Source organism: Rhodococcus sp. B7740 (assembly GCF_000954115.1).
Lineage (GTDB): Bacteria > Actinomycetota > Actinomycetes > Mycobacteriales > Mycobacteriaceae > Rhodococcoides.
Genome location: NZ_CP010797.1, coordinates 1,712,207 through 1,736,535 on the forward strand (window position 1 = coordinate 1,712,207; position 24,329 = coordinate 1,736,535).

27 protein-coding genes are annotated in these 24,329 nt (G+C 65.0%); 12 read left to right on the forward strand and 15 right to left on the reverse strand.

What is annotated here, in order from left to right; genetic code table 11:
* Positions 1-28 precede the first annotated feature (28 nt).
* Positions 29-1,195: an adenylyltransferase/sulfurtransferase MoeZ gene (moeZ, locus tag NY08_RS07880; RefSeq protein WP_045199971.1), complete on the reverse strand. Its 1,167-nt coding sequence runs from the start codon at positions 1,193-1,195 to the stop codon at positions 29-31.
* Positions 1,196-1,288: 93 nt separating this feature from the next.
* Positions 1,289-2,368: a DUF3152 domain-containing protein gene (locus tag NY08_RS07885; RefSeq protein ID WP_032397681.1), complete on the reverse strand. Its 1,080-nt coding sequence runs from the start codon at positions 2,366-2,368 to the stop codon at positions 1,289-1,291.
* Between the two features lie 300 nt (positions 2,369-2,668).
* On the opposite strand from NY08_RS07885, the gene NY08_RS07890 reads away from it, so the two are divergent.
* A complete protein-coding gene (locus NY08_RS07890) occupies positions 2,669-3,322 on the forward strand; it encodes a TetR/AcrR family transcriptional regulator (protein ID WP_032397680.1) in 654 nt (217 codons plus the stop codon).
* Between the two features lie 72 nt (positions 3,323-3,394).
* Here the strand turns inward: NY08_RS07890 and NY08_RS07895 are convergent, their stop codons facing one another.
* Both NY08_RS07895 and NY08_RS07900 read right to left on the reverse strand, forming a co-directional pair.
* Entirely contained in the window at positions 3,395-3,622 is a 228-nt protein-coding gene (locus NY08_RS07895; RefSeq protein ID WP_032397679.1) for a DUF3107 domain-containing protein, read from the reverse strand.
* Positions 3,623-3,728: 106 nt separating this feature from the next.
* Positions 3,729-4,460, reverse strand: a complete 732-nt coding sequence (locus tag NY08_RS07900) for a ferritin-like fold-containing protein (RefSeq protein WP_032397678.1) — start codon at positions 4,458-4,460, stop codon at positions 3,729-3,731.
* 284 nt (positions 4,461-4,744) lie between these two features.
* On the opposite strand from NY08_RS07900, the gene NY08_RS07905 reads away from it, so the two are divergent.
* Together NY08_RS07905 and NY08_RS07910 are read left to right on the forward strand one after the other, a co-directional pair.
* Positions 4,745-6,424 carry a DEAD/DEAH box helicase gene (locus tag NY08_RS07905; RefSeq protein WP_045199974.1) on the forward strand — a complete coding sequence of 560 codons (1,680 nt, stop codon included), beginning with the start codon at positions 4,745-4,747 and terminating at the stop codon, positions 6,422-6,424.
* A gap of 9 nt (positions 6,425-6,433) precedes the next feature.
* Positions 6,434-7,678, forward strand: coding sequence for an Rv3212 family protein (locus tag NY08_RS07910; RefSeq protein WP_045195743.1), 1,245 nt, complete (start codon positions 6,434-6,436; stop codon positions 7,676-7,678).
* Between the two features lie 20 nt (positions 7,679-7,698).
* Here NY08_RS07910 and NY08_RS07915 read toward each other — a convergent pair whose 3' ends face one another.
* Together NY08_RS07915 and NY08_RS07920 are read right to left on the reverse strand one after the other, a co-directional pair.
* Positions 7,699-8,493, reverse strand: a complete 795-nt coding sequence (locus NY08_RS07915) for a ParA family protein (RefSeq protein ID WP_045195745.1) — start codon at positions 8,491-8,493, stop codon at positions 7,699-7,701.
* A 59-nt stretch (positions 8,494-8,552) separates the two neighbouring features.
* Positions 8,553-10,019 (reverse strand): DHA2 family efflux MFS transporter permease subunit, encoded by a 1,467-nt coding sequence (locus tag NY08_RS07920; protein WP_045195748.1) that lies wholly within the window; start codon positions 10,017-10,019, stop codon positions 8,553-8,555.
* Positions 10,020-10,199: 180 nt separating this feature from the next.
* On the opposite strand from NY08_RS07920, the gene NY08_RS07925 reads away from it, so the two are divergent.
* The gene (locus NY08_RS07925; RefSeq protein WP_045195750.1) at positions 10,200-10,841 is read left to right on the forward strand and encodes an acid phosphatase; all 642 of its coding nucleotides are present in this window, start codon (positions 10,200-10,202) and stop codon (positions 10,839-10,841) included.
* Complete coding sequence (locus tag NY08_RS07930) at positions 10,838-11,314, forward strand: GNAT family N-acetyltransferase (protein WP_045195752.1); 477 nt, start codon at positions 10,838-10,840, stop codon at positions 11,312-11,314. Before NY08_RS07925 ends, NY08_RS07930 begins: the two co-directional genes overlap by 4 nt.
* Before the next feature lie 18 nt (positions 11,315-11,332).
* Here the strand turns inward: NY08_RS07930 and NY08_RS07935 are convergent, their stop codons facing one another.
* Positions 11,333-11,752: a hypothetical protein gene (locus tag NY08_RS07935; RefSeq protein ID WP_045195754.1), complete on the reverse strand. Its 420-nt coding sequence runs from the start codon at positions 11,750-11,752 to the stop codon at positions 11,333-11,335.
* Between the two features lie 23 nt (positions 11,753-11,775).
* Here NY08_RS07935 and NY08_RS07940 point away from each other — a divergent pair, with 23 nt between their 5' ends.
* The 3 genes from NY08_RS07940 to NY08_RS25475 all read left to right on the forward strand — a co-directional run bounded on the left by NY08_RS07940 (position 11,776) and on the right by NY08_RS25475 (position 13,648).
* Positions 11,776-12,132, forward strand: coding sequence for a CsoS2 family carboxysome shell protein (locus NY08_RS07940; RefSeq protein ID WP_158462514.1), 357 nt, complete (start codon positions 11,776-11,778; stop codon positions 12,130-12,132).
* A gap of 43 nt (positions 12,133-12,175) precedes the next feature.
* On the forward strand, positions 12,176-13,129 hold the full coding sequence (locus NY08_RS07945) for a diacylglycerol/lipid kinase family protein (RefSeq protein WP_032398298.1): 954 nt from the start codon (positions 12,176-12,178) through the stop codon (positions 13,127-13,129).
* Between the two features lie 264 nt (positions 13,130-13,393).
* Entirely contained in the window at positions 13,394-13,648 is a 255-nt protein-coding gene (locus tag NY08_RS25475; protein WP_032366305.1) for a WhiB family transcriptional regulator, read from the forward strand.
* A 110-nt stretch (positions 13,649-13,758) separates the two neighbouring features.
* Here NY08_RS25475 and NY08_RS07955 read toward each other — a convergent pair whose 3' ends face one another.
* Entirely contained in the window at positions 13,759-15,237 is a 1,479-nt protein-coding gene (locus tag NY08_RS07955) for a sensor histidine kinase (RefSeq protein WP_045195759.1), read from the reverse strand.
* 21 nt (positions 15,238-15,258) lie between these two features.
* Positions 15,259-15,474, reverse strand: a complete 216-nt coding sequence (locus NY08_RS07960) for a biotin/lipoyl-binding carrier protein (protein WP_008717734.1) — start codon at positions 15,472-15,474, stop codon at positions 15,259-15,261.
* A 119-nt stretch (positions 15,475-15,593) separates the two neighbouring features.
* Here NY08_RS07960 and NY08_RS26710 point away from each other — a divergent pair, with 119 nt between their 5' ends.
* Positions 15,594-15,668: a 50S ribosomal protein bL37 gene (locus NY08_RS26710; protein ID WP_370878772.1), complete on the forward strand. Its 75-nt coding sequence runs from the start codon at positions 15,594-15,596 to the stop codon at positions 15,666-15,668.
* 71 nt (positions 15,669-15,739) lie between these two features.
* On the opposite strand, the gene rsrA is transcribed toward NY08_RS26710, so the two are convergent.
* A complete protein-coding gene (gene rsrA, locus NY08_RS07965) occupies positions 15,740-16,048 on the reverse strand; it encodes a mycothiol system anti-sigma-R factor (RefSeq protein ID WP_179272768.1) in 309 nt (102 codons plus the stop codon).
* Complete coding sequence (locus NY08_RS07970) at positions 16,045-16,827, reverse strand: sigma-70 family RNA polymerase sigma factor (protein WP_230596997.1); 783 nt, start codon at positions 16,825-16,827, stop codon at positions 16,045-16,047. The genes rsrA and NY08_RS07970 overlap by 4 nt, the downstream gene beginning before the upstream one ends.
* Before the next feature lie 90 nt (positions 16,828-16,917).
* Here NY08_RS07970 and ybaK point away from each other — a divergent pair, with 90 nt between their 5' ends.
* From ybaK to rsgA, 3 genes are read left to right on the forward strand one after another with little or no spacing between them, the layout of a single operon-like run.
* Positions 16,918-17,409 (forward strand): Cys-tRNA(Pro) deacylase, encoded by a 492-nt coding sequence (gene ybaK, locus NY08_RS07975; protein WP_045195763.1) that lies wholly within the window; start codon positions 16,918-16,920, stop codon positions 17,407-17,409.
* Positions 17,410-17,415: 6 nt separating this feature from the next.
* Positions 17,416-18,732: a 3-phosphoshikimate 1-carboxyvinyltransferase gene (aroA, locus tag NY08_RS07980; RefSeq protein ID WP_032397670.1), complete on the forward strand. Its 1,317-nt coding sequence runs from the start codon at positions 17,416-17,418 to the stop codon at positions 18,730-18,732.
* Entirely contained in the window at positions 18,684-19,718 is a 1,035-nt protein-coding gene (gene rsgA, locus NY08_RS07985; protein WP_045195765.1) for a ribosome small subunit-dependent GTPase A, read from the forward strand. Before aroA ends, rsgA begins: the two co-directional genes overlap by 49 nt.
* A 50-nt stretch (positions 19,719-19,768) precedes the next feature.
* On the opposite strand, the gene NY08_RS07990 is transcribed toward rsgA, so the two are convergent.
* The 4 genes from NY08_RS07990 to NY08_RS08005 all read right to left on the reverse strand — a co-directional run bounded on the left by NY08_RS07990 (position 19,769) and on the right by NY08_RS08005 (position 24,322).
* Positions 19,769-21,019, reverse strand: a complete 1,251-nt coding sequence (locus NY08_RS07990; protein WP_032397669.1) for a fatty acid desaturase family protein — start codon at positions 21,017-21,019, stop codon at positions 19,769-19,771.
* A 122-nt stretch (positions 21,020-21,141) separates the two neighbouring features.
* Positions 21,142-22,443: a fatty acid desaturase family protein gene (locus tag NY08_RS07995; protein ID WP_032398294.1), complete on the reverse strand. Its 1,302-nt coding sequence runs from the start codon at positions 22,441-22,443 to the stop codon at positions 21,142-21,144.
* A 108-nt stretch (positions 22,444-22,551) separates the two neighbouring features.
* Positions 22,552-23,667, reverse strand: coding sequence for a ferredoxin reductase (locus NY08_RS08000; RefSeq protein WP_032398293.1), 1,116 nt, complete (start codon positions 23,665-23,667; stop codon positions 22,552-22,554).
* Positions 23,668-23,797: 130 nt separating this feature from the next.
* Positions 23,798-24,322, reverse strand: a complete 525-nt coding sequence (locus tag NY08_RS08005) for a DUF6912 family protein (protein WP_045195767.1) — start codon at positions 24,320-24,322, stop codon at positions 23,798-23,800.
* Positions 24,323-24,329: the final 7 nt, after the last annotated feature.

The window sequence follows — 24,329 nt, forward strand, 5'->3', positions numbered from 1 at the left end:
ACTGCGGACGACGCGCACACGGACCGCATCAGTACATGGGCAAACCGGGATCGATCTGCTTGGCCCACTCCACTATTCCGCCGTGCAGATGGGCGGCATCGGAGAAACCGGCACCGACGAGTGCCGAGAGCACCTCCGCGGACCTGATGCCGGTTTTGCAGTAGAGCACGATGGGAATGTGCTGCGGAAGCTCCGCCATCACCGCGCCCGACAGGATTCGATCCTTGGGAATCGAACGCGCACCGTCGATGCGGACGATGTCCCACTCCACCGGCTCGCGCACGTCGATGAGGGCGATCTCGCGTCCGGACTGCATCAGTTCGTGCAGCTCCGCCGGGGTGATCGATTCTCCGGTGGATTCGGTGGCCGGGACCACTCCGCAGAATGCCTCGTAATCGATCAGCTCGGTGATCGGCGTTCGATGCGGATCCCGAGTCAGGCCGACGGTTCGATAGTTCATCGCCAGCGCGTCGTAGATCATCAATCGACCCAGCAACGTCTCGCCGATTCCGGTGATCAGCTTGATGGCCTCGGTCACCATCACCGACCCGATCGACGCACACAGCACCCCCAGCACCCCACCTTCGGCGCACGAGGGCACCATGCCCGGCGGCGGAGCCTCGGGGTACAGATCGCGATAGTTGATGCCTGCGTCACCGGGCGCGGCGTCCCAGAACACCGACACCTGCCCCTCGAACCGGTAGATCGAACCCCACACGTACGGGATTCCGACCAGGGCGGCCGCGTCGTTGACCAGATATCGGGTGGCGAAATTGTCGGTCCCGTCGAGGACGAGGTCGTACTGCCGAAAGAGTTCGAGCGCGTTCGAGGAGTCGAGTCGAACACGGTGCAGCGCCACCTCGACGCCGTCGTTGAGTTCGAGAATCGAGTCCCTGGCGCTGTCGGCCTTCGGACGACCCACGTCGGATCGGCCGTGGATGATCTGTCGTTGCAGGTTCGACAGTTCGACATCGTCGAATTCCACGATGCCCAGGGTGCCGACACCGGCGGCTGCCAGGTAGAGCAGCGCGGGTGAACCGAGCCCCCCGGCACCGACGACGAGCACGCGTGCGTTGCGCAGTCGCTTCTGACCGTCCGTTCCCACATTGGGGATGATCAGGTGCCTGCTGTATCGGGCGACTTCCTCGGGAGTCAGTTCGCCCGCGGGTTCGACCAGAGGGGGGAGATGGACCACGACGCAGCGACGCTCCTCGACTCGACACGACGACCGAGTACCCGGCACGCCACGTTCGAATCTAATCCCCCGGCCCGTCCCGAACCCAGCCGATCAACCTCGGGGGTAGGGCCACGGGTTGAAACGGCACGTCTTGCCGTCCATCGGAACGACTCCCGCGGGGTCCAGTCGCGCGATGTCGTCGTTGGACGTCCCGAACGTCTGCTGCATCATCACCGGAGCGAGCCCGCCGTCGGTCTCGCACGGTTGGTGCTGTTGGTAGCCGATCGCGTGGCCGACCTCGTGATTGATCTGGTACTGGCGGTACGAGCCGATGTCGCCCTGGAACGAGATCGCCCCACGCACCCACCTCGGCTCGTTCAGCACCACTCGCTCGATGCCGGGGTTGTAACAGGAGACCTCGAGCTGGATGTCGTAGCCACAGGCCTGGCGGATCGACAATTGCGACGTCAGCGAGATCCTGAAGTCGGGATCGCCCTGATCGATTCGACGGAATCCGAACCGTGGATCGTTCGTCCAACTCTTGGGGTTGGCGAGGGTCTGATCCACCAATCGGCCGAACGACTCGTCGCCGCCGAACCCGACCGTGTCCACGCCGTCCTCCACCTCGACCGTGTAGGTGAACACCCGCTCGGTCCCCTGACCCACCTGCTCGGTGGTGCCCGGCACGGTGTGCCACGTTCCGGCTCCCTGCACCGCGAACGGACCACCGTCGGGTAGTTCACCCGAGGAGATCGATTCCGCGAAGTTGCCGTCGGCCTGCGGCGGCACGCCGATGACTCCGGTGCCCGAGGTCGTGTCCGCACTCAGGGTGCCGAATCCAGGATCGACATTGGTGGACTGCGCCGCGGTGCCGGTGACGGGGTCACCGGTACGCACGGCATCGAACACGACGAGCGCGGTCACCACGATCAGAATCGGAACCGCGTACGCCCGCCAGCCGTACGTGGACGCGAACTTTCCGAGCTTGCTCTGTTTCCTGATATCGCGATCCGGTCTGGGACTGCGTTGCTTGACCTCGCGTTGCGTCGGGTCCCACTGCGCGCGGAGCGGTTGATGCGACCCACGACTTCCCACGGTGCGTGGGAAGTCGTCCGACCGATCGTCGTAGCTCTCGCCGACGCCGCCCGACTGCACACCACCGCGGATACGCGGCCCGCCTCGGTCAGTCACTCGATCACGATCTCACAATCCTCACCGCCCGCTGCTCGGCACGCCGATACCGGGAACGGAACTATCGGGTTTTCGGTACGAAAACATCGTACGAACAAACCGCTCGACATGATCCGGTATTGCCCACTTTTCGCAACGGTCCCCCAGGATCCCGTGAGTGCGGGCAGCCACGAGTATCGTTGCCCGTGATCTGCGCTACGAACGGTCCGAACCGACGGCCACCCGCCGGAAGTTCATGCCGGACCGTTCGTTGTCGAACCAAGACGAGCGCAGCTGTCGACGCGGATGGGAACATAATTGATGACAGATCTCGACGACCGGCGGTCTTCCGACCGGCCGGCCACCACCGGCAATCGCCGCGGCGCACGGTTGCCGCGCGATGCCCGTCGGGCGCAACTGCTCGCTGCTGCGAGCGAAATATTCGTGACCCGCGGATATCACGCATCCGGAATGGACGAGATCGCCGAATGCGCCGGTGTCAGCAAGCCGGTCCTGTACCAGCACTTCCCGGGAAAACTCGAGCTGTATCTGGCGGTGCTGCAGAGCTACGTGGACACCCTGATCGCGGGAGTCCGCCAGGCCCTGCGCTCGACCACGGACAACAGGCAGCGCGTTCGCGCCGCAGTGCTGGCGTTCTACGACTTCGTCGACACCGACACACAGGGCTTCCGCTTGGTCTTCGAGTCCGATCTGATGGGCGACCCGCAGGTCAATGCGCGCGTCGAGCAGGCGACAGAAGCCTGCGTCGACGCCGTCTTCGACCTGGTTGCTCACGACTCCGGGCTCGATCCGTACCGGGCCCGCGTACTGGCTGTCGGCCTGGTCGGTGCCAGTCAGTTCACCGCTCGGTACTGGCTCGAAGCCGACCGGCCGATCTCCAAGGAAGACGCCGTCGACACCACGGTGTCGCTGGCCTGGGGCGGTCTGTCACACGTTCCCCTGCAGGCACCGTAGGGAACGGACCCACGAACGCAACACGCCCCTCACTCGATCCGAGTGAGGGGCGTGTTTTCGTTCCGCGCGGTCTCAGGCGGTCGCGAATCCGACCTTGCGAGCATCGGACGGACCGATCTCGACGTACGACACCTTGGAAGCCTGAATCAAGAACTTGCGTCCCTTCTCGTCCTCCAACGACAGCACTCCGTCCTTACCGGCGAAGGCGGTCGATACGAGCGCTTCGACCTCGGCCGGGGACTGCGTGCTGTTCACGACGAGCTCACGGGAACTCTCCGAAACACCGATCTTGACCTCCACGGTCAACCTCCGAACTCTCGACAACTCTGCTCACGCCAGGCTAGTGCAGAGGGGTCGCCCCGGATGCCCGACGCCCTGTGCTGTCAGCGAACAGCGCCCAGTGCGGTCAGTCCAGGCCGAGTGAGGACATCCGTTCCGCATGCTGTTCCTGCATGCGATCGAACAGTGCGACGACACCGTTGAGGTCTCCCGACGCGGTGATGACGAGATCGGTCAGCGACTCGCGGCGAGCGAGCACGAACTGCGCCTGGGTGATGGCCTCACCGAGGAGACGACGACCCCACAGCATCAGTCGTGCCTTGTCCTGCGAGCTGGCGCGAACCCGGTCGGAGACCTCGTGCACCACGAACTCCGAGTGCCCGGTCTCGGCGAGCACGTCTCGGACGATCTCGGCCACGGCCGGGTCGAGACTGTGCGCGATCTGCCGGTAGAAATCGGCCGCGATGCCGTCACCCACGTAGGCCTTGACCAACGACTCCAACCACGTCGACGGCGTCGTCGACTCGTGGTACTCGTCCAGAGCGCGAACGAACGGATCCATCGAGGCGTAGACATCGAGACCGCGATCCGACAGGGCCTTCTGCAACGTCTCGAAGTGGCTCATCTCCGCAGCCGCCATGCTCGCCAGCGCGACGCGACCCTCCATGGTCGGAGCCATTCGAGCGTCCTCCGCCAGGCGATAGAACGCCGAGATCTCGCCGTAGGCGAGCACCGCGAACAGATCCGGAATGCCGGGGTGATCGTGCGCGATCGCCGGGTCGACCCGGTCCGTTTCCGGCGACTCGACGACGGTGGTGGGTGAAACAGCGGACGACGGCTCCGACGAATGGGCTCCCATGCGGCAATCGTAGTCCGGTGTCGGACCCGTCGTCTCGGCGCGCGCCGGACCTGCCACGACCTGCCGACAATGGAGAAATCCGTTCGGCAAGCTACCATGGTGCTCGATCGTCGCTCGCGGACCGATGAAACGGACCGAAGAAGCACGCGACGGTCATCGATAATGTGTGCGCACCTGATCCGGGTCGCCTCGACAGCTTCGCCGCAGCGGACATCTCAGTCCGCGGCCGCGCTGAGGCTGACGGCGACATCACATCGGATCGAGGGCATCGACTTCGGCCGGCAATAGGCCTATGCCCTTCCTCGTGCGCACGTTCGAACACGAGGAAGGCCAGTCCCCTGAACAAGACAGTCATCGACCAAGAGTCCGACACCGGCGACACCACAGTGTCGGCGCACGTGGACGACACGCACGTACCTCCCACTTTCGCCGAGCTGAACGTGGACCCCACCATCGTTCGCGCGCTGTCCGAGATGGGAATCGAGCGCACCTTCGCCATTCAGGAGTTGACGCTGCCGCTCGCCATCGCGGGCGACGACCTCATCGGTCAGGCACGCACCGGAATGGGCAAGACGTTCGGCTTCGGTGTGCCCCTGCTGCACCGACTCGCCACCGACAACTCCGGCACCTCCCCACTGGACGGCACCCCCCGCGCCCTGGTGATCGTGCCGACGCGTGAACTGTGCGTGCAGGTCAGCTCCGACCTCGAGAACGCGTCGAAGTACCTCAGCGGCGCGAACGGCCCCGTCAAGGTGCTCTCCATCTACGGTGGCCGTCCGTACGAGGCGCAGATCAGCGCATTGCAGAACGGCGTCGACGTCGTCGTCGGCACCCCGGGCCGACTGCTCGACCTCGCCAAGCAGAACCACCTGATCCTCGGCAAGGTCGGGGTCCTGGTTCTCGACGAGGCCGACGAGATGCTCGACCTCGGGTTCCTCCCCGACATCGAACGCATCCTCGGCATGGTCCCCGACAAGCGTCAGACGATGCTGTTCTCCGCCACGATGCCCGGCCCCATCATCACTCTGGCCCGCACCTTCCTGACGCAGCCGACGCACATCCGCGCCGAAGAGGCGGAGTCCTCGGCCGTGCACGACCGCACCGCCCAACACGTCTACCGGGCCCACGCCCTCGACAAGGTCGAGATGGTCGCCAAGGTCCTCAAGGCCGAAGGTCGCGGCGCGACGATGGTGTTCACCCGCACCAAGCGCACCGCGCAGAAGGTCTCCGACGAGCTGGCCGAGCGCGGCTACTCGGTCGGCGCGGTCCACGGAGACCTCGGCCAGGTCCAGCGCGAGAAGGCTCTCAAGGCTTTCCGCACCGGCAAGATCGACGTGCTGATCGCCACCGACGTCGCGGCCCGAGGAATCGACATCGACGACGTCACCCACGTCATCAACTACCAGTGCCCCGAGGACGAGAAGACCTACGTCCACCGCATCGGCCGCACCGGCCGTGCAGGGCGCACCGGTATCGCCGTCACCCTCGTCGACTGGGACGACATCCCGCGCTGGCAGTTGATCGACAAGGCTCTGGGTCTGGGTATGCCGGATCCGGTCGAGACGTATTCGAGCTCGCCGCACCTGTTCTCCGACCTCGACATCCCCACCGATGCCACCGGCACCGTGCGCAAGGCACCGTCGCGTGCCCCGGAGAAGACGGAAGACGACGGCGAGACGAATGCCGCAGCGCCTGCGGCCGACGCGTCGTCGACGACGAAGCCGCGCCGCTCGCGCAGTCGCAGGCGCACCCGCGCAGGGCAGGACGGCGACAACGCCGCAGGCTCTGCCACCACCACGAACGAATCCACTTCCGCCTCGGATTCGGTTGCCGGACAGTCGGATACAACCGACACAGCGACCACCGACACGGCCACCAAGACTGCCCCGCGCCGCCGTAGGCGTCGTCGCCCCAGTGGATCGTCCGCCGATGCCGGACCGTCGACTGCGAGCGCATCGGAGTAACCTCCCGCCGTGCTGGCTCCAGAACGTCGGACGAGAACCGACCTCGTCGTCGCCGCCGTCATCGCAGTGGTGGTGGTCGTTGCCGCGAGCATCGCCTGGTTCACCGGTGATGCTCGCGGAACCACATCGATCCCGGCCGAGGAGCCACTGCCTCGAGCCGAACCCGCCACCGCGGTGCCCACGACGCTCACCGAACTGTGGCGCGCACCGAGCGCAGCGACGGACTCGACGCGAACCCCGCTTCCTGTCGTCACCGGATCCACGGTGGTCACCGCCGACGGGGGTGCCGTCCTCGGCCGCGATCCACGGTCGGGCGAGCAATCCTGGTCGTACACACGCGATCTCCCGCTCTGCTCGGTGGTCGCGTCGTGGAACACTGCGGTCGCGGTCTACCGCGACGGCCGCGGCTGCTCTCAGGTCACCGAACTCGACGGGGCCACCGGAGACCGCAAGGCGCAGCGCACGTCCGACGCCGACGATGCGGTCCGCCTGTCCTCCGACGGCACCTACGTGACATCGAGGGGCGACACCCGCATGGAGCTGTGGCGGTCGGACCTGGTGCGCACCCTCGAATACGGCCGAGTGGACGCCCCGGTCAATCCGGGAAGTCAGCCGAGAACCGGCTGCACATTGCTGTCCTCGGCGTCGACGAACTCACGAACGGCCGTGCTCGAACAGTGCCCGGGAGAGCCCGCCGCGCGATTGTCGCTCATCAATCCTGCCCCCAAGGACGCCAGTGAACCCGAGGAGTACGGGTCGACGGTGGTACCGGAACTCGTTCCCGAATCCGACACACCGACTGCCGGGCGGATCATCGCGATCACGGGCAGCGTTGTCGCGCTGTGGATCCCAGCGAACAACGGCGCGCCCGATCGGGTGGGACTGTACGACGACGCGGCCGCGAGAACCTCCGAATTCGCTCTCCCCGGAGGCTCCTCCCCTACCCCGAACTTCCCTGCAACGAAAGCAGGTTCGGTGCTCACCTGGTTCACCGGCGCGGGAGTCCAGGCGTTCGATTCCGACAACCTCGGCCCTCTGTGGACCGTCCCCGGAGCCCTCGGAAACGGCACGGTCATGGCCGGACGACTCCTCGTACCCGTACCCGACGGCATATCGGTGGTCGATCTCGCCACCGGTGTCTCGACGGCCGACATTCCGGTCGACCGAGGCGATTACGACGGCCCGATACAGATGTCGGTGATCGGCGACGTGGTCGTCGAGCAACGCGGTTCCGACGTGGTCGCTCTGGGCTGACTCGATCGCAGGGCTTCGTGCTACTCCGCCGGATCGTAGGTCTTCAGATCGGCTTCGCCGTCCCAGTGCGCCAGCAGATTCTCGGCGAGTTCTCGATAGGCCTGCGCGCCCTTGTTCTTTCGGCCCGAGAGCACCGTCGCGCCGGATGCACTGGCCTCCGCGAAGCGCACGGTCCGCGGAATCGGCGGCGCGAGCACCGGCAACGAATAGCGGTCCGAGACATCGCCGAGCACGTCCCTGCTGTGCGTGGTGCGAGCATCGAACAGTGTGGGAAGGGCACCGAGAAGCGTCAGATCGGGGTTGGTGATCTGCTGCACCTCGGACACCGTTCGCAACAACTGACCGACCCCTCGATGCGCGAGGGTCTCGCACTGCAGGGGCACCAACACCGACTGCGCGGCGGTGAGGCCGTTGAGGGTCAGTACCCCGAGCGACGGCGGACAATCGATGACGACGACATCGAAATCCTCGAGGATCGGTGCGAGTGCCCGCTTGAGGGCGAATTCGCGACCCGCACGCATCAGCAGCAACGCTTCCGCGCCGGCGAGATCGATCGTCGCAGGCAGCAGCACGATTCCTTCCGCGGTCTCGATCAGGACGTCCTCGACCTTCGCATCCCCGGTCAGCACTTCGTGGACCGAGGAATCGAGCTTGTCCGGGTTGTGCCCGAGCGAGAACGTCAGGCAGCCCTGCGGGTCGAGGTCGACCACCAGGACGCGTCGATCGAGAGCATGCAGCGCAGCCGCGAGCGAAGCCACCGTGGTGGTCTTGGCGACGCCGCCCTTCTGATTCGCTACCGCGAGAATTGTCGTCACGGCCCTGATCCTTGCTTACATCGAGCCGATGAGCGAGGGTTCGGCATCTCTCGGGCGCGTCAGTGCATCGCGATCGGTGCCGCGGACCGCTCGGTCACGTGCTTCGTTCGGGGCAGGAAGAAGGCGGGGACGAACGTGGCGACGATCAGAATCAGCGCGACCATGAAGGTGGTTCCGAACGCCCTGGCCGAGATGTCGAAGGCTTCGACCTGGCTGGTCGCCGTCGATGCGGGCTTCTGCTGAGCGGTCAACACCACCGACATCAGCGCAGTACCTATGGAACCGGCCGCTTGCTGAACGATGTTCATCAACGTCGAGCCGCGGGCAACGGTGTCGTCGGTCAGTGTCTGCAACGCGGCCGTCATGATGGGCATCATCGTCGAACCGAGGCCGAGACCCATGACGAACAGTGCGCCGATGAGCAGGGTGTAGGACGTGTCGGTGCCGACCTGGGTGAACACCGCCATCCCTGCGGTGATGAGCACCATTCCCGCCAGCACGATCCTGCCGGGACCGAACTTGTCGGCGATCACTCCCGCGATCGGCATCGCGATCATCGCGCCGATGCCCTGCGGTGCGAGCAGCAGCCCGGCAGTCAACGTCGTTTCGCCGCGAAGCAGGAAATAGCTCGGGAACAGCAGTCCCGCGCCCATGAAGGCGACCATGAACAGCGTGGTGGTGATCACGGCCACGGTGAGCGATCGGTTCGCGAACAGCCGTAGATCGATCAGCGGATGCTGCACACGCAGGGCATGAAAAACGAACAGGACGATCAGCACGAGCCCGACGATGACCGGGACCAGCACCTTCACCGCGAGAACGGTTTCGGTTTCGACGACCGAGGACGCGCCGTAGAGGAACAGGGCGAGGCCGGGCGAGAGCATCAGCATGCCGCGGAAGTCGAAGGATTCGGACGGAGTCGGGTTGTCCCTGGGAAAGATCACCACGGCCGCGATCAGGGCGAGGATGCCGATCGGCAGATTGATGAGGAAGATCCAGTGCCAGCTCGCTGCCTCGATCAGCCAGCCGCCGAGGATGGGCCCTGCGATGGGACCGATGAGCATCGGAACACCCAACACGGCCATCACCCGCCCGATCCGCTCGGGACCGGCGGCGCGCGTCATGATCGTCATGCCCAGCGGCATCAGCATGCCGCCGCCGAGACCCTGCAACACCCGGAAGGCGATGAGCGAGGTGATGTCCCAGGCGAAGCTGCACAGCACCGAACCGAGGACGAACAGCACCAGCGCGGTGATGTAGAGGCGCTTGGTCCCGAACCGATCGGCAGCCCAACCGGTCAGAGGTATGACGGTCGCCAGAGCGAGCGTGTAGCCCGTCATCGTCCACGCGGCGTTGGCGTAGGTGGTGTCGAACACGTCGGTGAACGTCCGGAGCGCGACGCTGACGACGGTGACATCGAGAATCGACATGATCGCCCCGAGCACGACGACACCGGCGATCTTCAGCAACGCGCCGTCGAGCTTCTCCGGAGCATCGGACGACGCGGGCTTCTGCAGGTCGGTCATGGTTCTCCAGGAGATGCGAAGGATGTGTGAGGCACGACGGGAAGAGCTGTGTTGTCCGTGGCAGCGAAGATTCGCCCCGAGAGTAACCGGCCGGTAGGTCCGTACTCAATCGACAAATCGGACACATCCGCAGGCCACCTATGACAAGGGCCACATCCCGAGAGCGGGCATGATCGTTCCATGACAACACACGGCGGCGTCGAGGCCGGCAGAGTCGTTCTACTTCGGCACGGTGAGACCGAATGGGCGCTTGCCGGCAAGCACACCGGGAACACCGACGTCCCTCTCACGAGTACCGGCGAGCGACAGGCCGTCGAGGCCGGATCGCTCCTCCGACTCCTGAAGCTGCGCGATCCCCTGGTGATCACGAGTCCGCGAGAGCGCGCCAGTCGAACTGCCGAGCTCGCAGGCCTGGAGGTCGACCGGACGTGGGATGCGTTGTCGGAGTGGGACTACGGCGACTACGAGGGCATCACCTCGACGCAGATCCACGAGACGGTGCCGCACTGGACCGTCTGGACGCATCCGTGCCCGGGTGGTGAGTCCATCGGAGACATCGCAGTGCGCGTCGAACTGGTGCTCTCGGTGGTGCTGCCACTGTTGAGCGGCCGCGACGTCGTGTTGGTCGGACACGGCCACTTCTCGCGCGCGCTGATCGCCGGCTGGACAGAGGCCGCCATCACCGAGGGCAAACGCTTCGCACTCTCACCCGCCGCGTATTCGTTGCTCGGTTTCGAGCATTCGTTTCGCCAGCTCGTTGCGCACAACGTGCACCCGTCGATTCTCACCGCTGCCACGGCACCGAAAGGAAACCCAGGATGATTCGCCGCGCCACCGAGGCCGATGTTCCCGCCGTCACCGCTCTCGTGCACGAACTGGCCGCGTACGAGAAATCGTCCTCCCTGTGCACCGTTCGAGACGAGCAGCTTCGTTCTGCGCTGTTCGGGGCGCAGCCGTCGGTGTTCGCACACGTAGCCGAGCACGAGGGGACGGTGGTGGGGTGCGCGCTGTGGTTCTTGAACTTCTCCACGTGGGACGGCGTCAACGGAATCTATCTGGAGGATCTCTACGTGCAGCCCGCCGCGCGCGGAGAAGGCCTCGGAACGGCACTGCTCGCGGCGTTGGCTGCCGAATGCGTCGATCGGCGGTACACGCGTTTGGTCTGGTCGGTTCTGGATTGGAACACCCCGTCGATCGGGTTCTACCGATCACTCGGAGCAGAGCCGCAGGACGAGTGGACCACGTTCCGCCTGACCGAGACGGCATTGGCAGAGCTGGCCACCCGGGCGCGTTGAACGACCACCTCGGCGGAATCAGTCGTCGACGTCGCTGTATTCGGCGGCCATCCACCGAGAGGACGGCGGGCTGAACAGCAACACGAGCACGCCGACGACAACTACTCCGAGAGCGATGCCGTAGGCGGTTTGATGCGATCCGGTCAACAGTGACCACACGACGGGCAGCAGCAGCAGCTGTACGACGGTGGCGATGGACCTTCCCCAGCGTTTTCCGAGTACCAGGGCGATGCCCGCCGCCCCGACTCCGATACCGAGGACACCGAACCATCCCGCGGTGCCGTAGCCGTTGGCCACGGCGTTGTCCCCTTCTCCGGAGAACGCTCGGACGAGAAGAACGACGGCGGCCACCAGCGACGCCACGCCTTGCGCTGCGACGAGCGCCCCGGCGGATCGGAACGTGGCCGGCGGGGTGAGGTTCTCGGGTGAGGTGGACACGCGACCAGCCTAGGCAACCGGGAGTGGAGCCTGCGGAACGACCCGAGGTGACGGGAGTGGAGCCTGCGGAACGACCCGAGGTGACGGGAGTGGAGCCTGCGGAACGACCCGAGGTGACGGGAGTGGAGCCTGCGGAACGACCCGAGGTGACGGGAGTGGAGCCTGCGGAACGACCCGAGGTGACGGGAGTGGAGCCTGCGGAACGACCCGAGGTGACGGGAGTGGAGCCTGCGGAACGACCCGAGGTGACGGGAGTGGAGCCTGCGGAACGACCCGAGGTGACGGGAGTGGAGCCTGCGGAACGACCCGAGGTGACGGGAGTGGAGCCTGCGGAACGACCCGAGGTGACGGGAGTGGAGCCTGCGGAACGACGCAGGTGACCGGAGTGGAGCCTGCGGAACGACCCCGTTAGTGTCAGTGCTCGTGCGTGCGCTGCTGATCGTCAATCCCAATGCGACTTCTACGACGGCTGCGGCTCGGGATCTGTTGGCTCATGCGTTGTCGAGTCGGGTGCGGGTGACGGTTGCGCAGACGACTCATCGTGATCATGCGTCGGAGCTTGCTCGGGGTGCCCGTGAGGACGGGATGGGTCTGGTGATCGTTCATGGTGGTGACGGGACGGTCAACGAGGTGATCAACGGGTTGCTCGGGGTGCCGTTGCCGACGTCGATGCAGGCGGTGACGATCGGTGCGATTCCGCCGATTGCGGTCGTTCCCGGTGGTAGTGCGAATGTGTTCGCTCGTTCGCTGGGTATCGAGGCGGATCCGGTGGCGGCGACGAATCAGTTGATCGGTCTGCTCGATGCACGGGCGCGGCGGACGATCGGGTTGGGGCACTGCGACAACCGTTGGTTCACGTTCAACGCGGGTATGGGTCTGGATGCGGACGTGTGTCGGGCTATCGATGCCGGGCGCAAGGACGGCAAGCCGGTGTCTGCGACGCGTTATGTGCGGTCGGCGGTGCAGGAGTTCTTCAAGCACAAGCGGCAGCCGGCTCGGTTGACGGTGGAGGTTCCGGGTCAGGATCCGTTCGAGGGTGTGCACTATGCGTTCGTGTCGAATTCGAGTCCGTGGACGTATTTGAACGAGCGGCCGGTGCACACCAATCCGGGTACCGGTTTCGATTCGGGTCTGGGAGTGTTCGGCATGCGTTCGACTGCATTGCTCCCTACCTTGCGGGTGTCTCGCCAGTTGCTGGCCAAGGGCGCAGAACCGAAGTCGCGCAAGCTGATTCGGATCGATGATGTGCCGAGTGTCCGAATTTCGTCGGCGGAACCGGTCGGTTTGCAGATGGATGGCGACTATCTGGGCGAGCGCACGGAAGCGGAGTTCTTCTCCACTCCCGACGCGCTCGAAGTGGTCGCGCCGGGCAGGTGAGGGCCGCCCGTCCTGGGCATATGCGGCAACACACAGCGCTGTTCTGGGAAACCACGAGCGAAATCCGTTCACTCGGGGTACAAAGGAGCGCAGAAGGCTAAAGCGAGCCTAACAGAGTGAGCTTGACCACGGTCACGCGCGTACCCCTTGACTTCACCTGAGTTCGTGAAAGCATTCACAAGCAACAGTGCGGAAACATTGGTTACCCACTCGTGAACAGAAGAGAAACGAAACGGCGCTTCGGCGCCCGGTAAGGAGCAGAGGATGGACTGGCGCCACAAGGCAATTTGTCGCGATGAAGATCCGGAACTATTTTTCCCGGTGGGAAACAGTGGTCCGGCGCTCGCGCAGATCGCCGATGCCAAAGTCGTCTGTACTCGGTGCCCCGTCACCGCTGAATGCCTGTCCTGGGCACTCGAATCCGGCCAGGACGCAGGAGTATGGGGCGCAATGAGTGAAGACGAGCGCCGTGCTCTCAAGCGACGCAACGCACGTACGCGCGCACGCAGCTCCGTCTAGGACGCACACGCAGCAATCGGCAAGGCCCGGTACCCGCTCAGCGGATACCGGGCCTTCTGCGTTCCACGGATCGTCGGCGGGCTCGTTACACACTGTTCACCGAACGTGCATCAGGCCCTCGGCACACGCCGTCCCAGAGGAACTCTCAACATTGCGTCGGTTCCCCCTCCCGCCGCCGGATGCAGACCGAGCGATCCGTTCAGCTCCACCGATACCAGCGTGCGCACGATCTGCAGTCCGAGACCGTCCGAGCGTTCCAGGGAGAACCCCGTGGGCAACCCGCGCCCGTCGTCGTGGATGACAACATCGAGCCACTTCGCGGACCGGTCCGCTCCGATTCGGACGACACCCGCAGACCCGGCGTCGAATCCATGCTCCATCGCGTTCTGCACCAGCTCCGTGAGCACCATCACCAAGGGCGTCGCCCGTTCGGCCGAGAAGACTCCGAGTTTGCCCTCGCGCACCACTCGAACTCTCGGGTTGACCGTCGCTATGTCCAACATGATGGGCACCAGACGATCGACGATCTCGTCGAGATCCACTTCCTCGTCCACCGACATCGACAGCATCTCGTGCACGAGTGCAATGGACGTCACCCGACGAACCGACTCGGACAACGCCGTGCGCGCTTCCTCGTTCTCGAGTCGACGAGACTGCAGCCGGAGCAGCGCCGCCACCGTCTGAAGGTTGTTCTTCACCCGATGATGGATCTCTCGGATGGTCGCGTCCTTGCTGAGGAGGGCTCGATCGCGTCGTTTCACCTCGGTGACATCGCGGATCAGCACAGCCGCACCGGCCGACCTCCCCCGGGGCTGCAGAGCCAACGTACGCACGAGAACGGTGGCACCGCGTGCATCGACCTCCATCCGGTGTCCCACGTTGCCGCTGAGCGACGATCTGATGTGGTCGGCCACTTCCTGTGAGTCGAACGGGTCGGTGACCAGAGATCGCGTGACCGACGCCAGATCTCGACCGGACAACTCCGTCGTCAATCCCATCCGGTGGTACGCCGAGAGGGCGTTGGGACTGGCGTAGTCCACCCGCCCCTCGGTGTCGACGCGAATGAATCCGTCGCCCGCTCGCGGGGACGAGTTCACATCGGTCCGCTCCTCCGGGGTGGGAAACGTCCCTTCGCTGATCATCAGACACAGGTCGTCGGCACATTCCCGATACGCGACCTCGAGGGCACTCGGCGGTCGAAGCTGCGCGGGATTGGTGTCTCGGGTCAGCACCGCGATGACGTGCTCCCCGCAGCGCACCGGAATGCTCTCGGTCCGGGTCACCACTCCTCCGTGCACTATTTGCCGCTGCTGCAGCGCGACCATCACGTCGGGGTGCTCGGACTCGGAGATCGTCGTTCCCACGATGTCGTGCGTGAAGACCGTGGGCGCAGTGGTCGGCCGGCACTGAGCCACACACAGCACGTCGGCAGTCCCACTGGACACGTCGTCGGTGCCGACCCACAGCAGCACGTCGGCGAACGACAGGTCGGCCAGCAGCTGCCACTCCCCCACGACGCGTTGCAAGTGGTCGACCGCGACACCGGGGAGGTCGGTGTGCTCGGCCAGAAGGTCACTGAGGGTCGACACGACAGCTCACGTGATCACTGCTCAGGACACGACGGCGATGAGGTCGCCCTGCTGAATGACGTCGCCCACCGCGACGTCCACCGATGTGACCGTCCCTGCCGTCTCGGCCAGCACGGGAATTTCCATCTTCATCGATTCCAGGATGACGAGGGTGTCACCGACCTCGACTGCGTCGCCTCGGGCCACGACCACCTGAAACACCGTGGACACCATCTCCGCACGAACGTCCTCGGACACCGGCGAACCCCTCTCTCACGTCACCACGAACTGCGCGGACCACCCACCGGAGGCCAGGCCCGTCACAGTAAGCCAATCACACGTGGGAGACTGTAGTGAACAAACGAGAGGAGCCCATCATGGGAAAGCGTGGACGTAAGAAGCGTGCTCGTAAGGGCAACAAGGCCAACCACGGCAAACGTCCGAACAGCTGACGGTTTGCCACAAGCAACGAGGGGCCGAGAAGCTACTGCTTCTCGGCCCCTCGTCGTCGTACGAACTGCGGTTATTCGGAGTCGGTCTGACGAATCAACACCGTCCGTCGGATCTCGACGCTCAGTCGCTCGCGCAACCCGGCCGGTGCCTGGTCTCCCCCGCATTTGCGCGAGATGAGCCGCTTGACCTTCTCTTCGATTCCATATGCCTCGAAGCAGGATCCGCATTCGTCGATGTGCTTCTGCAGACGGGTCCGGCTCGCTTCGTCGCATTCGTTGTCGAGCATCACCCACACGTCCGCGATCACCGCCGAGCAGTCGAGCCGCTCGAACTGTGCGTCGCCTTCGTCCCCGCCGTCGATCTTTCCGGTGCCCGTCACTGGACTACCTCCTGCTCGTGCCGGTCGACTGCGCCGTCCCGGTTGAATCCGCGCTCCCGTGCAACCCCTGCCAGCAGGCCTCGCAGTTGCTTGCGTCCGCGGTGCAGACGCGACATCACCGTGCCGATGGGCGTGCCCATGATCTCGGCGATCTCCTTGTACGGGAATCCCTCGACGTCGGCGTAGTACACAGCCATCCGGAATTCCTCGGGCAGAGACTGCAGCGCGGCTTTGATGTCGTCGTCCGGCAGCGCGTCCAGAGCTTCCACCTCGGCGGATCGCAACCCTGTCGACGTGTGTTCGGCGGTGGCGGCGAGCTGCCAGTCACTGATCTCGTCGGTGGGGTACTGAGCGGGCTGACGCTGCTTCTTGCGATAGGAATTGATGTAGGTGTTGGTGAGAATTCGGTACAGCCATGCCTTGAGGTTCGTGCCCTCACGGAACGATCGGAACGCCGAGTAGGCCTTGACGAACGTCTCCTGAACCAGATCCTCGGCGTCGGCAGGGTTACGCGTCATTCGCAGAGCTGCGCCGTAGAGCTGATCGAGCATCGGCAACGCGTCGCGCTCGAAGCGCTCGGTCAACTGTGCCTCGGTCTCGGCAGCCCTGCGCTCCGCGATCGCCTTCTCGTCGTCCACGTCAGCGACGGGATTGCTGGCTTCTGTCACGCTGATCCCTTCGATAGCTTCCACCGCCCAGGCTACGGCGCCCGTAGTCGGCTTCTGCGAAGAGATCACCCCCTTCAACACGAGGGGACGTCCCGCGGTCAGCACTGCCATTCGTCATTCCTTCCGCCTGCATCCGTATCTGTCGTTACACAACACGGCGTCGTCCCGTCGTGTTCCCGCTCGGTCGCTAGAGTCCGGGGAATGACTGCGTCCACACCCGCTCTCGCGCTGCTCACCGCACGAAAGGTGGCGCACACCGTGCACTCGTACGACCACGATGCTCGGGTGCAGTCCTACGGCGAGGAGGCAGCCCGGATACTCGTCGAACGGCTCGGCGTTCGACCCGAACAGGTCTTCAAGACGCTCGTCGTGGAACGAGCAGATCGCTCGCTGGCGGTGGCGATCGTTCCGGTGACGGCGATGCTCTCCCTCAAGGCCGCGGCCGCTGCGCTGTCCACCAGGAAGATCGCGATGGCCGGCAGGGCTGCCGCCGAGCGCTCCTCCGGGTACGTCTTCGGCGGTATCTCACCACTCGGGCAACGCAGATCCCTGCCCACCGCGATCGACGACTCGGCTCTCGGCTTCGAGACGATTCTGTGCAGCGGAGGTCGCCGGGGACTGGAAATCGAACTCGCACCAGCCGATCTCATCGGGCTCACCCGTGCCACAACCGCGCCCATCGCCGCGCGCTGACATCGAATGAGAGAAGATGGACCGGTGAGCAATTGGACAGCCCCCGCCGCCGTCGCACCCGTCGACGCGACAGTCACTCTGCCCGGATCGAAATCGATCACCAATCGCGCACTGATCATCGCCTCGCTCGCCTCCGGCTCGTCCACGATCACCGGTGCTCTGCGCAGCCGTGACACCGATCTCATGATCGACGCCCTGGCAACCTTGGGGATCGAGATCATCGCCGCGGACGACGACAGGACGGCGTTGCGCGTGACTCCGGCTCCGTTGCACGGAGGAGCCGTGGAGTGTGGTCTGGCGGGTACCGTCATGCGCTTCGTGCCGCCCCTGGCTGCCCTCGCCGCGGGCGAGGTGTCGTTCGACGGCGACGAACAGGCTCGCATTCGGCCACTCGACACCATCCTCGACGCCCTGCGTGCGGTGGGGGCCGAGATCGACGGCAGCGCTCTGCCGTTCACGATGCGCGGCACCGGTTCGCTGCGCGGCGGATCGGTCGACATCGACGCCTCGGGTTCCTCGCAGTTCGTCTCGGGTCTGATGCTCTCCGCGGCGGCGTTCGACGAGGGAATCGAAATCCACCACATCGGCAAGCCTGTTCCGTCCATGCCGCACATCGACATGACCGTGGACATGTTGCGGCGCGCCGGCGTCCGAGTCGATTCCCCCGAGTCCGGTGGTGACGCGAACACCTGGCGGGTGCACCCCGGACCGGTCGCGCCGATCGAGTGGATCATCGAGCCGGATCTGTCCAACGCCACCCCTTTCCTCGCTGCAGCGGCGGTGACCGAAGGCCGAGTGCGCGTGCCGAATTGGCCCGAATCGACCACCCAGCCCGGCGATGCCTTCCGCGAGATACTCACCCGGATGGGCGCTCGAGTCGACCTGACTGCAGGCATATTGACCGTCGAGGGCCCGGATACGTTGCGCGGCATCGATTTCGATCTTCACGATGTCGGCGAGCTGACCCCGACGGTCGCGGCACTCGCCGCACTGGCCGAAGGTCCGTCGATTCTGCGTGGCATCGCCCACCTGCGGGGCCACGAGACCGACCGACTCGCCGCACTGACAACCGAGATCGTCCGACTGGGTGGGCGCGCCGTGGAAACGGACGACGGCATCCGCATCGATCCGGCTCCGCTGCACGCAGGCGTCTGGCACTCGTACGCCGACCACCGGATGGCCACCGCGGGCGCAATCGTCGGACTGCGTGTCCCCGGGGTCGAGGTGGACGACATCGGTACCACAGCCAAGACTCTGCCCGGTTTCGAGATGTTGTGGGACGCAATGCTGTCCGCGTCGACACCGAGCGGGGTCGGCTCCTGACCGCGCGCCGATACGACGAGTCCGACGTTCGTATCCGACCGGGCAAGAGTTCGCGTCCACGGACCAAGACTCGACCCGAACACAACGACGCCGAAGCAGGCATGGTGGTGTCCGTCGACCGCGGCCGATGGGGTTGTGTGCTCGGCGGTGACCCGGCACGGCCGGTGGTGACGATGCGTGCCCGCGAGTTGGGCCGTACTCCGATCGTGGTGGGCGACGAGGTCGGCATCGTCGGAGATCTGTCGGGCAAGGTCGACACTCTGGCCCGAATCGTGCGCGTCGCCGAGCGGCGCACGGTGTTGCGGCGCACGGCGGACGACACCGATCCGTTCGAGCGGGTGGTGGTGGCCAACGCCGACCGGCTGCTCATCGTGGCCGCGCTCGCGGACCCGCCGCCTCGGACCGGTTTCGTCGAGCGGGCACTGGTGGCTGCGTACGTCGGCGGACTCGAACCGGTCCTGTGCCTGACCAAGAGCGATCTGGCCGACCCCGAGGAATTCACCGCGGCCTTCGCCGACCTGGACGTCCCGGTGGTGTTGGCAGGCCAGTCCGAGGACCTCACCGAGCTGACCGCGATGCTGACGAACTCGGTGACGGCGCTCATCGGCCACTCGGGCGTCGGAAAGTCCACGCTCGTCAACAGGCTCGTACCCGACGCATATCGCGCCACCGGTGTGGTCTCGGGCGTCGGGAAGGGCCGTCACACCTCGACGCAGTCGGTGGCGCTCCCTCTGCCCGGCGGCGGCTGGGTGGTCGACACTCCCGGTATCCGGTCGTTCGGACTGGCGCACATCTCCCCCGAGAACGTCGTCGCAGCGTTCTCCGATTTGGCCGACACCATCGAGAACTGTCCCCGAGGATGCACCCACCTCGGCCCACCCGCCGACCCCGAGTGCGCTCTGGACACCTTGACCGGAGACGCGGCCCGACGCGTCGCGGCCGTGCGTCTGCTCCTCGAAGCCGTTCGAACGAACGAAGCCTGGTAGCAACCCCCCTTTCGGGGTCGGTTGCCACCAGGCTGCACGCCGTTCGGAACTTACGCGGCCTTGCGGACCAGGCTGCGAATTCCCTTGCGCTTCTTCGTCTCTGCGATGGCGGTGCGGAGACCGCGACGCTTGCCCGTTTCGGGATCGACGGTGAACAAACCGGCCGGAGCATCGGCCCACTTGCGCTCGGACGCAGTCTCGGGAGCGTCGTCACTGGTCGCCTTCAGGTACTTGTTCGGCAGCGACAGCTTGGCGATGGTTCGCCACGACAGGAAGTACTGGTGGACGATCGAGCCGGTCGTGTACGGCAGGTCGTACTTCTCGGCCAGTTCGAGCACTCGAACCTTGATCTCGCGCAGGCGGTTACTGGGCAGATCCGGGAACAGGTGGTGCTCGATCTGGTAGCACAGGTTGCCGCTCATGAACTCCATGACGGGGCCTGCGTTGAAGTTCGCACTGCCGAGCATCTGACGCAGGTACCACTGACCCTGAGTTTCGCCCTCCATGTCGGACTTGGTGAACTTCTCCGCACCGTCGGGGAAGTGGCCGCAGAAGATGACGGTGTTGGTCCACACGTTGCGGATCATGTTGGCGGCGATGTTCGCCGTCAACGTGCTCTTCCAGGCGGGACCGGTCAGCAACGGATGCAGGACGTAGTCCTTGCCGATCTGCTTGCCGACCTTCTCGAGCACCTCGCGCCGCTTCTGCTCGAATTCCTCACGCGGCACTCGACCCTTGGCGACCTTGCCCAGTTCGAGGTGCTGAAGCGCCACTCCGTACTCGAAGAACAACTGCAGCAGCAGGTTGTAGACGGGGTTGCCGATGTTGAAGGGCTTCCACCGCTGATCGCGGGTGACGCGCAGCAGACCGTAGCCGACGTCGTCGTCCATGCCGAGCACGTTGGTGTACTTGTGGTGAATGTAGTTGTGCGTCTGCTTCCAGTGAGCGGACGGCCCCGTGTTGTCCCACTCCCACGACGTGGAGTGGATTTCCGGGTCGTTCATCCAGTCCCACTGGCCGTGCATGACGTTGTGGCCCAGCTCCATGTTCTCGATGATCTTCGCGACACCGAGCATGGCGGTGCCGACGAGCCACGCCGGACGACGACGGCTGGCGAAGAGCACGGCCCGGCCACCGATGTCGAGGGATCGCTGCAGGCGGATCGTGTTCTTGACGTACCGGGCGTCGCGTTCACCGCGGGACGCTTCGATGTCACGCCGGATGGCGTCGAGCTCGTGGCCCAACGCCTCGATGTCGGCATCGGTCAGATGCGCGTATTCTTTGACGTCCGTAATCGCCACGGGAAACAACCTCCTGGCAGTCGTGAACACACAGCTCGCGTATCAGGCCATGTGTGATTCCGTCACCTACCGTATCGTAACTTACGGTTCCGTAGGTTAGCGCCGGGAATGTGTGTGACGATTCACAACGACGCGCGGTCGCCCGATCGGCGAAGGGCCTTGGCCTGACGCCTGGCTTCCTTCTTGGCGTTGCGCAGGCTCACACGCGCCTCCTGCATCGCCGACCGCAGACCGCGACGTTGCCCGGTCAGCGGATCGATCCGAAGAGCATGAACGGCAGGCGAATCCCCTACGCGCCACCGTCGCTCGGAGGACGTCTCGGGAGCGTTGTCGGACGTGGCACGCAACCACGAGTCGGGCAGCGACAGCTTGTGAATGGTCCGCAGCGCCAGCAGGTACTGCTTGCCGAGCGACCCCGTGGTGTACGGCAGGTCGTACTTCTCGCACAGAGCGTGCACCTTCTCGGCGATCTCCGAGTACCTGTTGCTCGGCAGATCCGGGAACATGTGGTGCTCGATCTGGTAGCAGAGGTTGCCGCTCATGAACGCCATGACCGGACCGGCGTCGAAGTTCGCACTGCCCAGCATCTGACGCAGGTACCACTCGGGTCGTGTCTCGGTCTCGAACTGGCCGATCGTGAACTTCTCTGCCCCGTCGGGGAAGTGACCACAGAAGATCACCGCGTACGCCCACAAATTCCGGACGAGGTTGGCCGTCGCGTTGGCGGTCAACGTCGACTTCCACGCCGGACCGGACAGTGCCGGGAACAGCACGAAATCCTTGCCGACCTGCTTGGCGATCTTGCGCGCGAAGGCGCGGGTCGCCGGAGACTTCAGCAGGCCCTTCTCGTCCTCGCCGTCCAACTGCTTCTGCGCGTCGTAATCGTGCAGCGCGATGCCCCACTCGAAGGTGGTGGCCAGCACGATGTTGGCGAGCGGCTGAACGAGGTTGATCGGCTTCCACGGCTCGTCGCGGGTCATCCGCAGGATGCCGAAGCCGATGTCGTCGTCCATGCCGACGATGTTGGTGTACGTGTGGTGCGAGTAGTTGTGGGCGCGTTTCCACTGCTCCGACGGACCGGTCTGATCCCACTCCCACGAGGTGGAGTGAATCTCCGGATCGTTCATCCAGTCCCACTGCCCGTGCATCACGTTGTGGCCGAGTTCCATGTTCTCGACGATCTTGGCGACACTGAGCATCGCCGTACCCACGAACCAGGCCGGCCGATACTTGCTGCCGAGCAGCACCGCACGGCCACCGAGCTCGAGCAGCCGCTGCAGTCTGATCGTCCGACGGATGTAGGCGGCATCGCGCTCGCCGCGGCTGTCTTCGACGTCTCGACGAATCGCATCCAGTTCACGACCGAACGCTTCCATGTCCGCTTCGCTGAGATGAGCGAACTCTTTGATGTCGGTGATAGCCACCGGGTCCTCCAACAGTTGAGTGCAGTGCCCGAAATATCGGGTTTCGACGTGGGCAACCTACGTAAGCGTAACCGAACAGTCTGAGAAGGCGGTGTGCGAAAAACAGACCTACAGTTCCAGTGTGCAATCGCCCGCAGCAGCGGAAATGCACGTCTGGACGCGGTCGCCCTCACTGTGTTCCTTACCCGAACGAAGGTCGATCACATGCCCTGCCGTCAACGGGACAACGCACGTCTGGCAGATACCCATCCGGCAGCCGAACGGCATCTGAACGCCGACGTTCTCACCGGCTTCGAGCAGGCTGGTCGCGCCGTCGACGGTGGTCTTCTTGTCCGATTTGGAAAACGTGACGGTGCCGCCTGCACCGGAGGTGTCGGCGCGCGAGATCTCGAACCGCTCCAGGTGAAGCCGGTCCTCGATCCCCTCGCGTTTCCAGGTCTTCTCGATCTCTTCGAGCAGAGCTGCAGGCCCGCACGCCCAGGTGTCACGCGTGCGCCAGTCGGGATAGAGCTCGTCGAGCGAGGCGAGTGCGAACTTGCCGTCCGACCGCGTCAGTTGCACGTGCGAGGTGAAGTTGGGATGAGACTTCTCCAGCGCGGCGATCTCGGCGGCGAACATGACTTCGTCCTCGGTGGGTGCCGAGTGGATGTGCACGGTGTCGGGCATGTCGCCGTGCCGATCCAATGCCCGCAGCATCGAGATGATCGGGGTGATGCCGCTGCCTGCCGTGACGAACAAGATTTTGTTCGGCGGCGGCACGGGCAGCGCGAAATTGCCTTTAGGGGCGGCCAGCCGAACGATGGTTCCCTGCGGGACACCGCCGACCAGGTGTGACGAGAGGAAGCCTTCCGGCATCGCCTTGACGGTGATGGAGATCAGCTTGTCCTCCCAGTTCGGCGGAGAGGTCAGCGAGTAGGACCGCCAGTGCCAACGCCCGCCGAGGTGCAACCCGATCCCGATGTACTGGCCGGGCCGGTAATCGAAGTTGAAGCCCCAACCCGGCTGGATCACCAGGGTCACCGCCGTCGCGGTTTCCTTCTCCACTCGCACGATGCGACCGCGGAGTTCGCGTGCGGACCAGAGAGGATTCGCCAGATGCAGGTAGTCATCGGGCAACAAGGGAGTGGTGATGCGGGTGAAGGCACCACGCACCATGTTCAGTCTCGGACGCTTGGGGGCCGATACTCCGGCCGCCGGAGCCTCCAGCCACTTCTTCAGATCCATCGGGTGTTCCATCCCCTCGATCGAGATACTGAACCGCTTGCGGTCATCGAGGTTACGCTACCGTAGGTTCGGGTTCGGGTTCGGGAACACCTGCGCCGATGTGAATCGTGCCCGATCGAACACGGCCGAGTCACAGCAGTTCGAGCAGAAACGACAACTCTTGCGGGGCGTACCACGCGAGGGTGTGATCCTCGGCGTCGCCGAGCACGAACTCCGCGTCCACGTCACCCATGTCCGCGGCATCGACGGCAGCGACGGCCTTGGCCACCGCCGATTTGGCCCCTTCGAGATCGACGTGGACCGACGCGACCTGATCCATCCGCAACGGTTCCTTCAGCCGGACGACGGCATCGTCGAGATCGGGGCGCAGAGTGGGATCGTCCACATCGGCCGCGATCACCGCCCGCCGGTACACCACCCCTTCGGCGACCGTACCGGTATCGCTCTCGTCGTCGACGGCGGCGGCGATCAGTCGCAGAGAGGCCCGCGCGGCCTCCCCCATCGCCACCTCGGCAAGCTCCTCGTCGTCGCCGGACGAGTACGCCTCACGCAGCGTCGGTGTCACCGCGAAGGCCGTGCGCGAGACCGGGCTGAACTCGCCCTCCGCCGACAACACTTTCAAGAACTCCAGCGTCGCCGGAACGTAGACACGCATTGCAAAG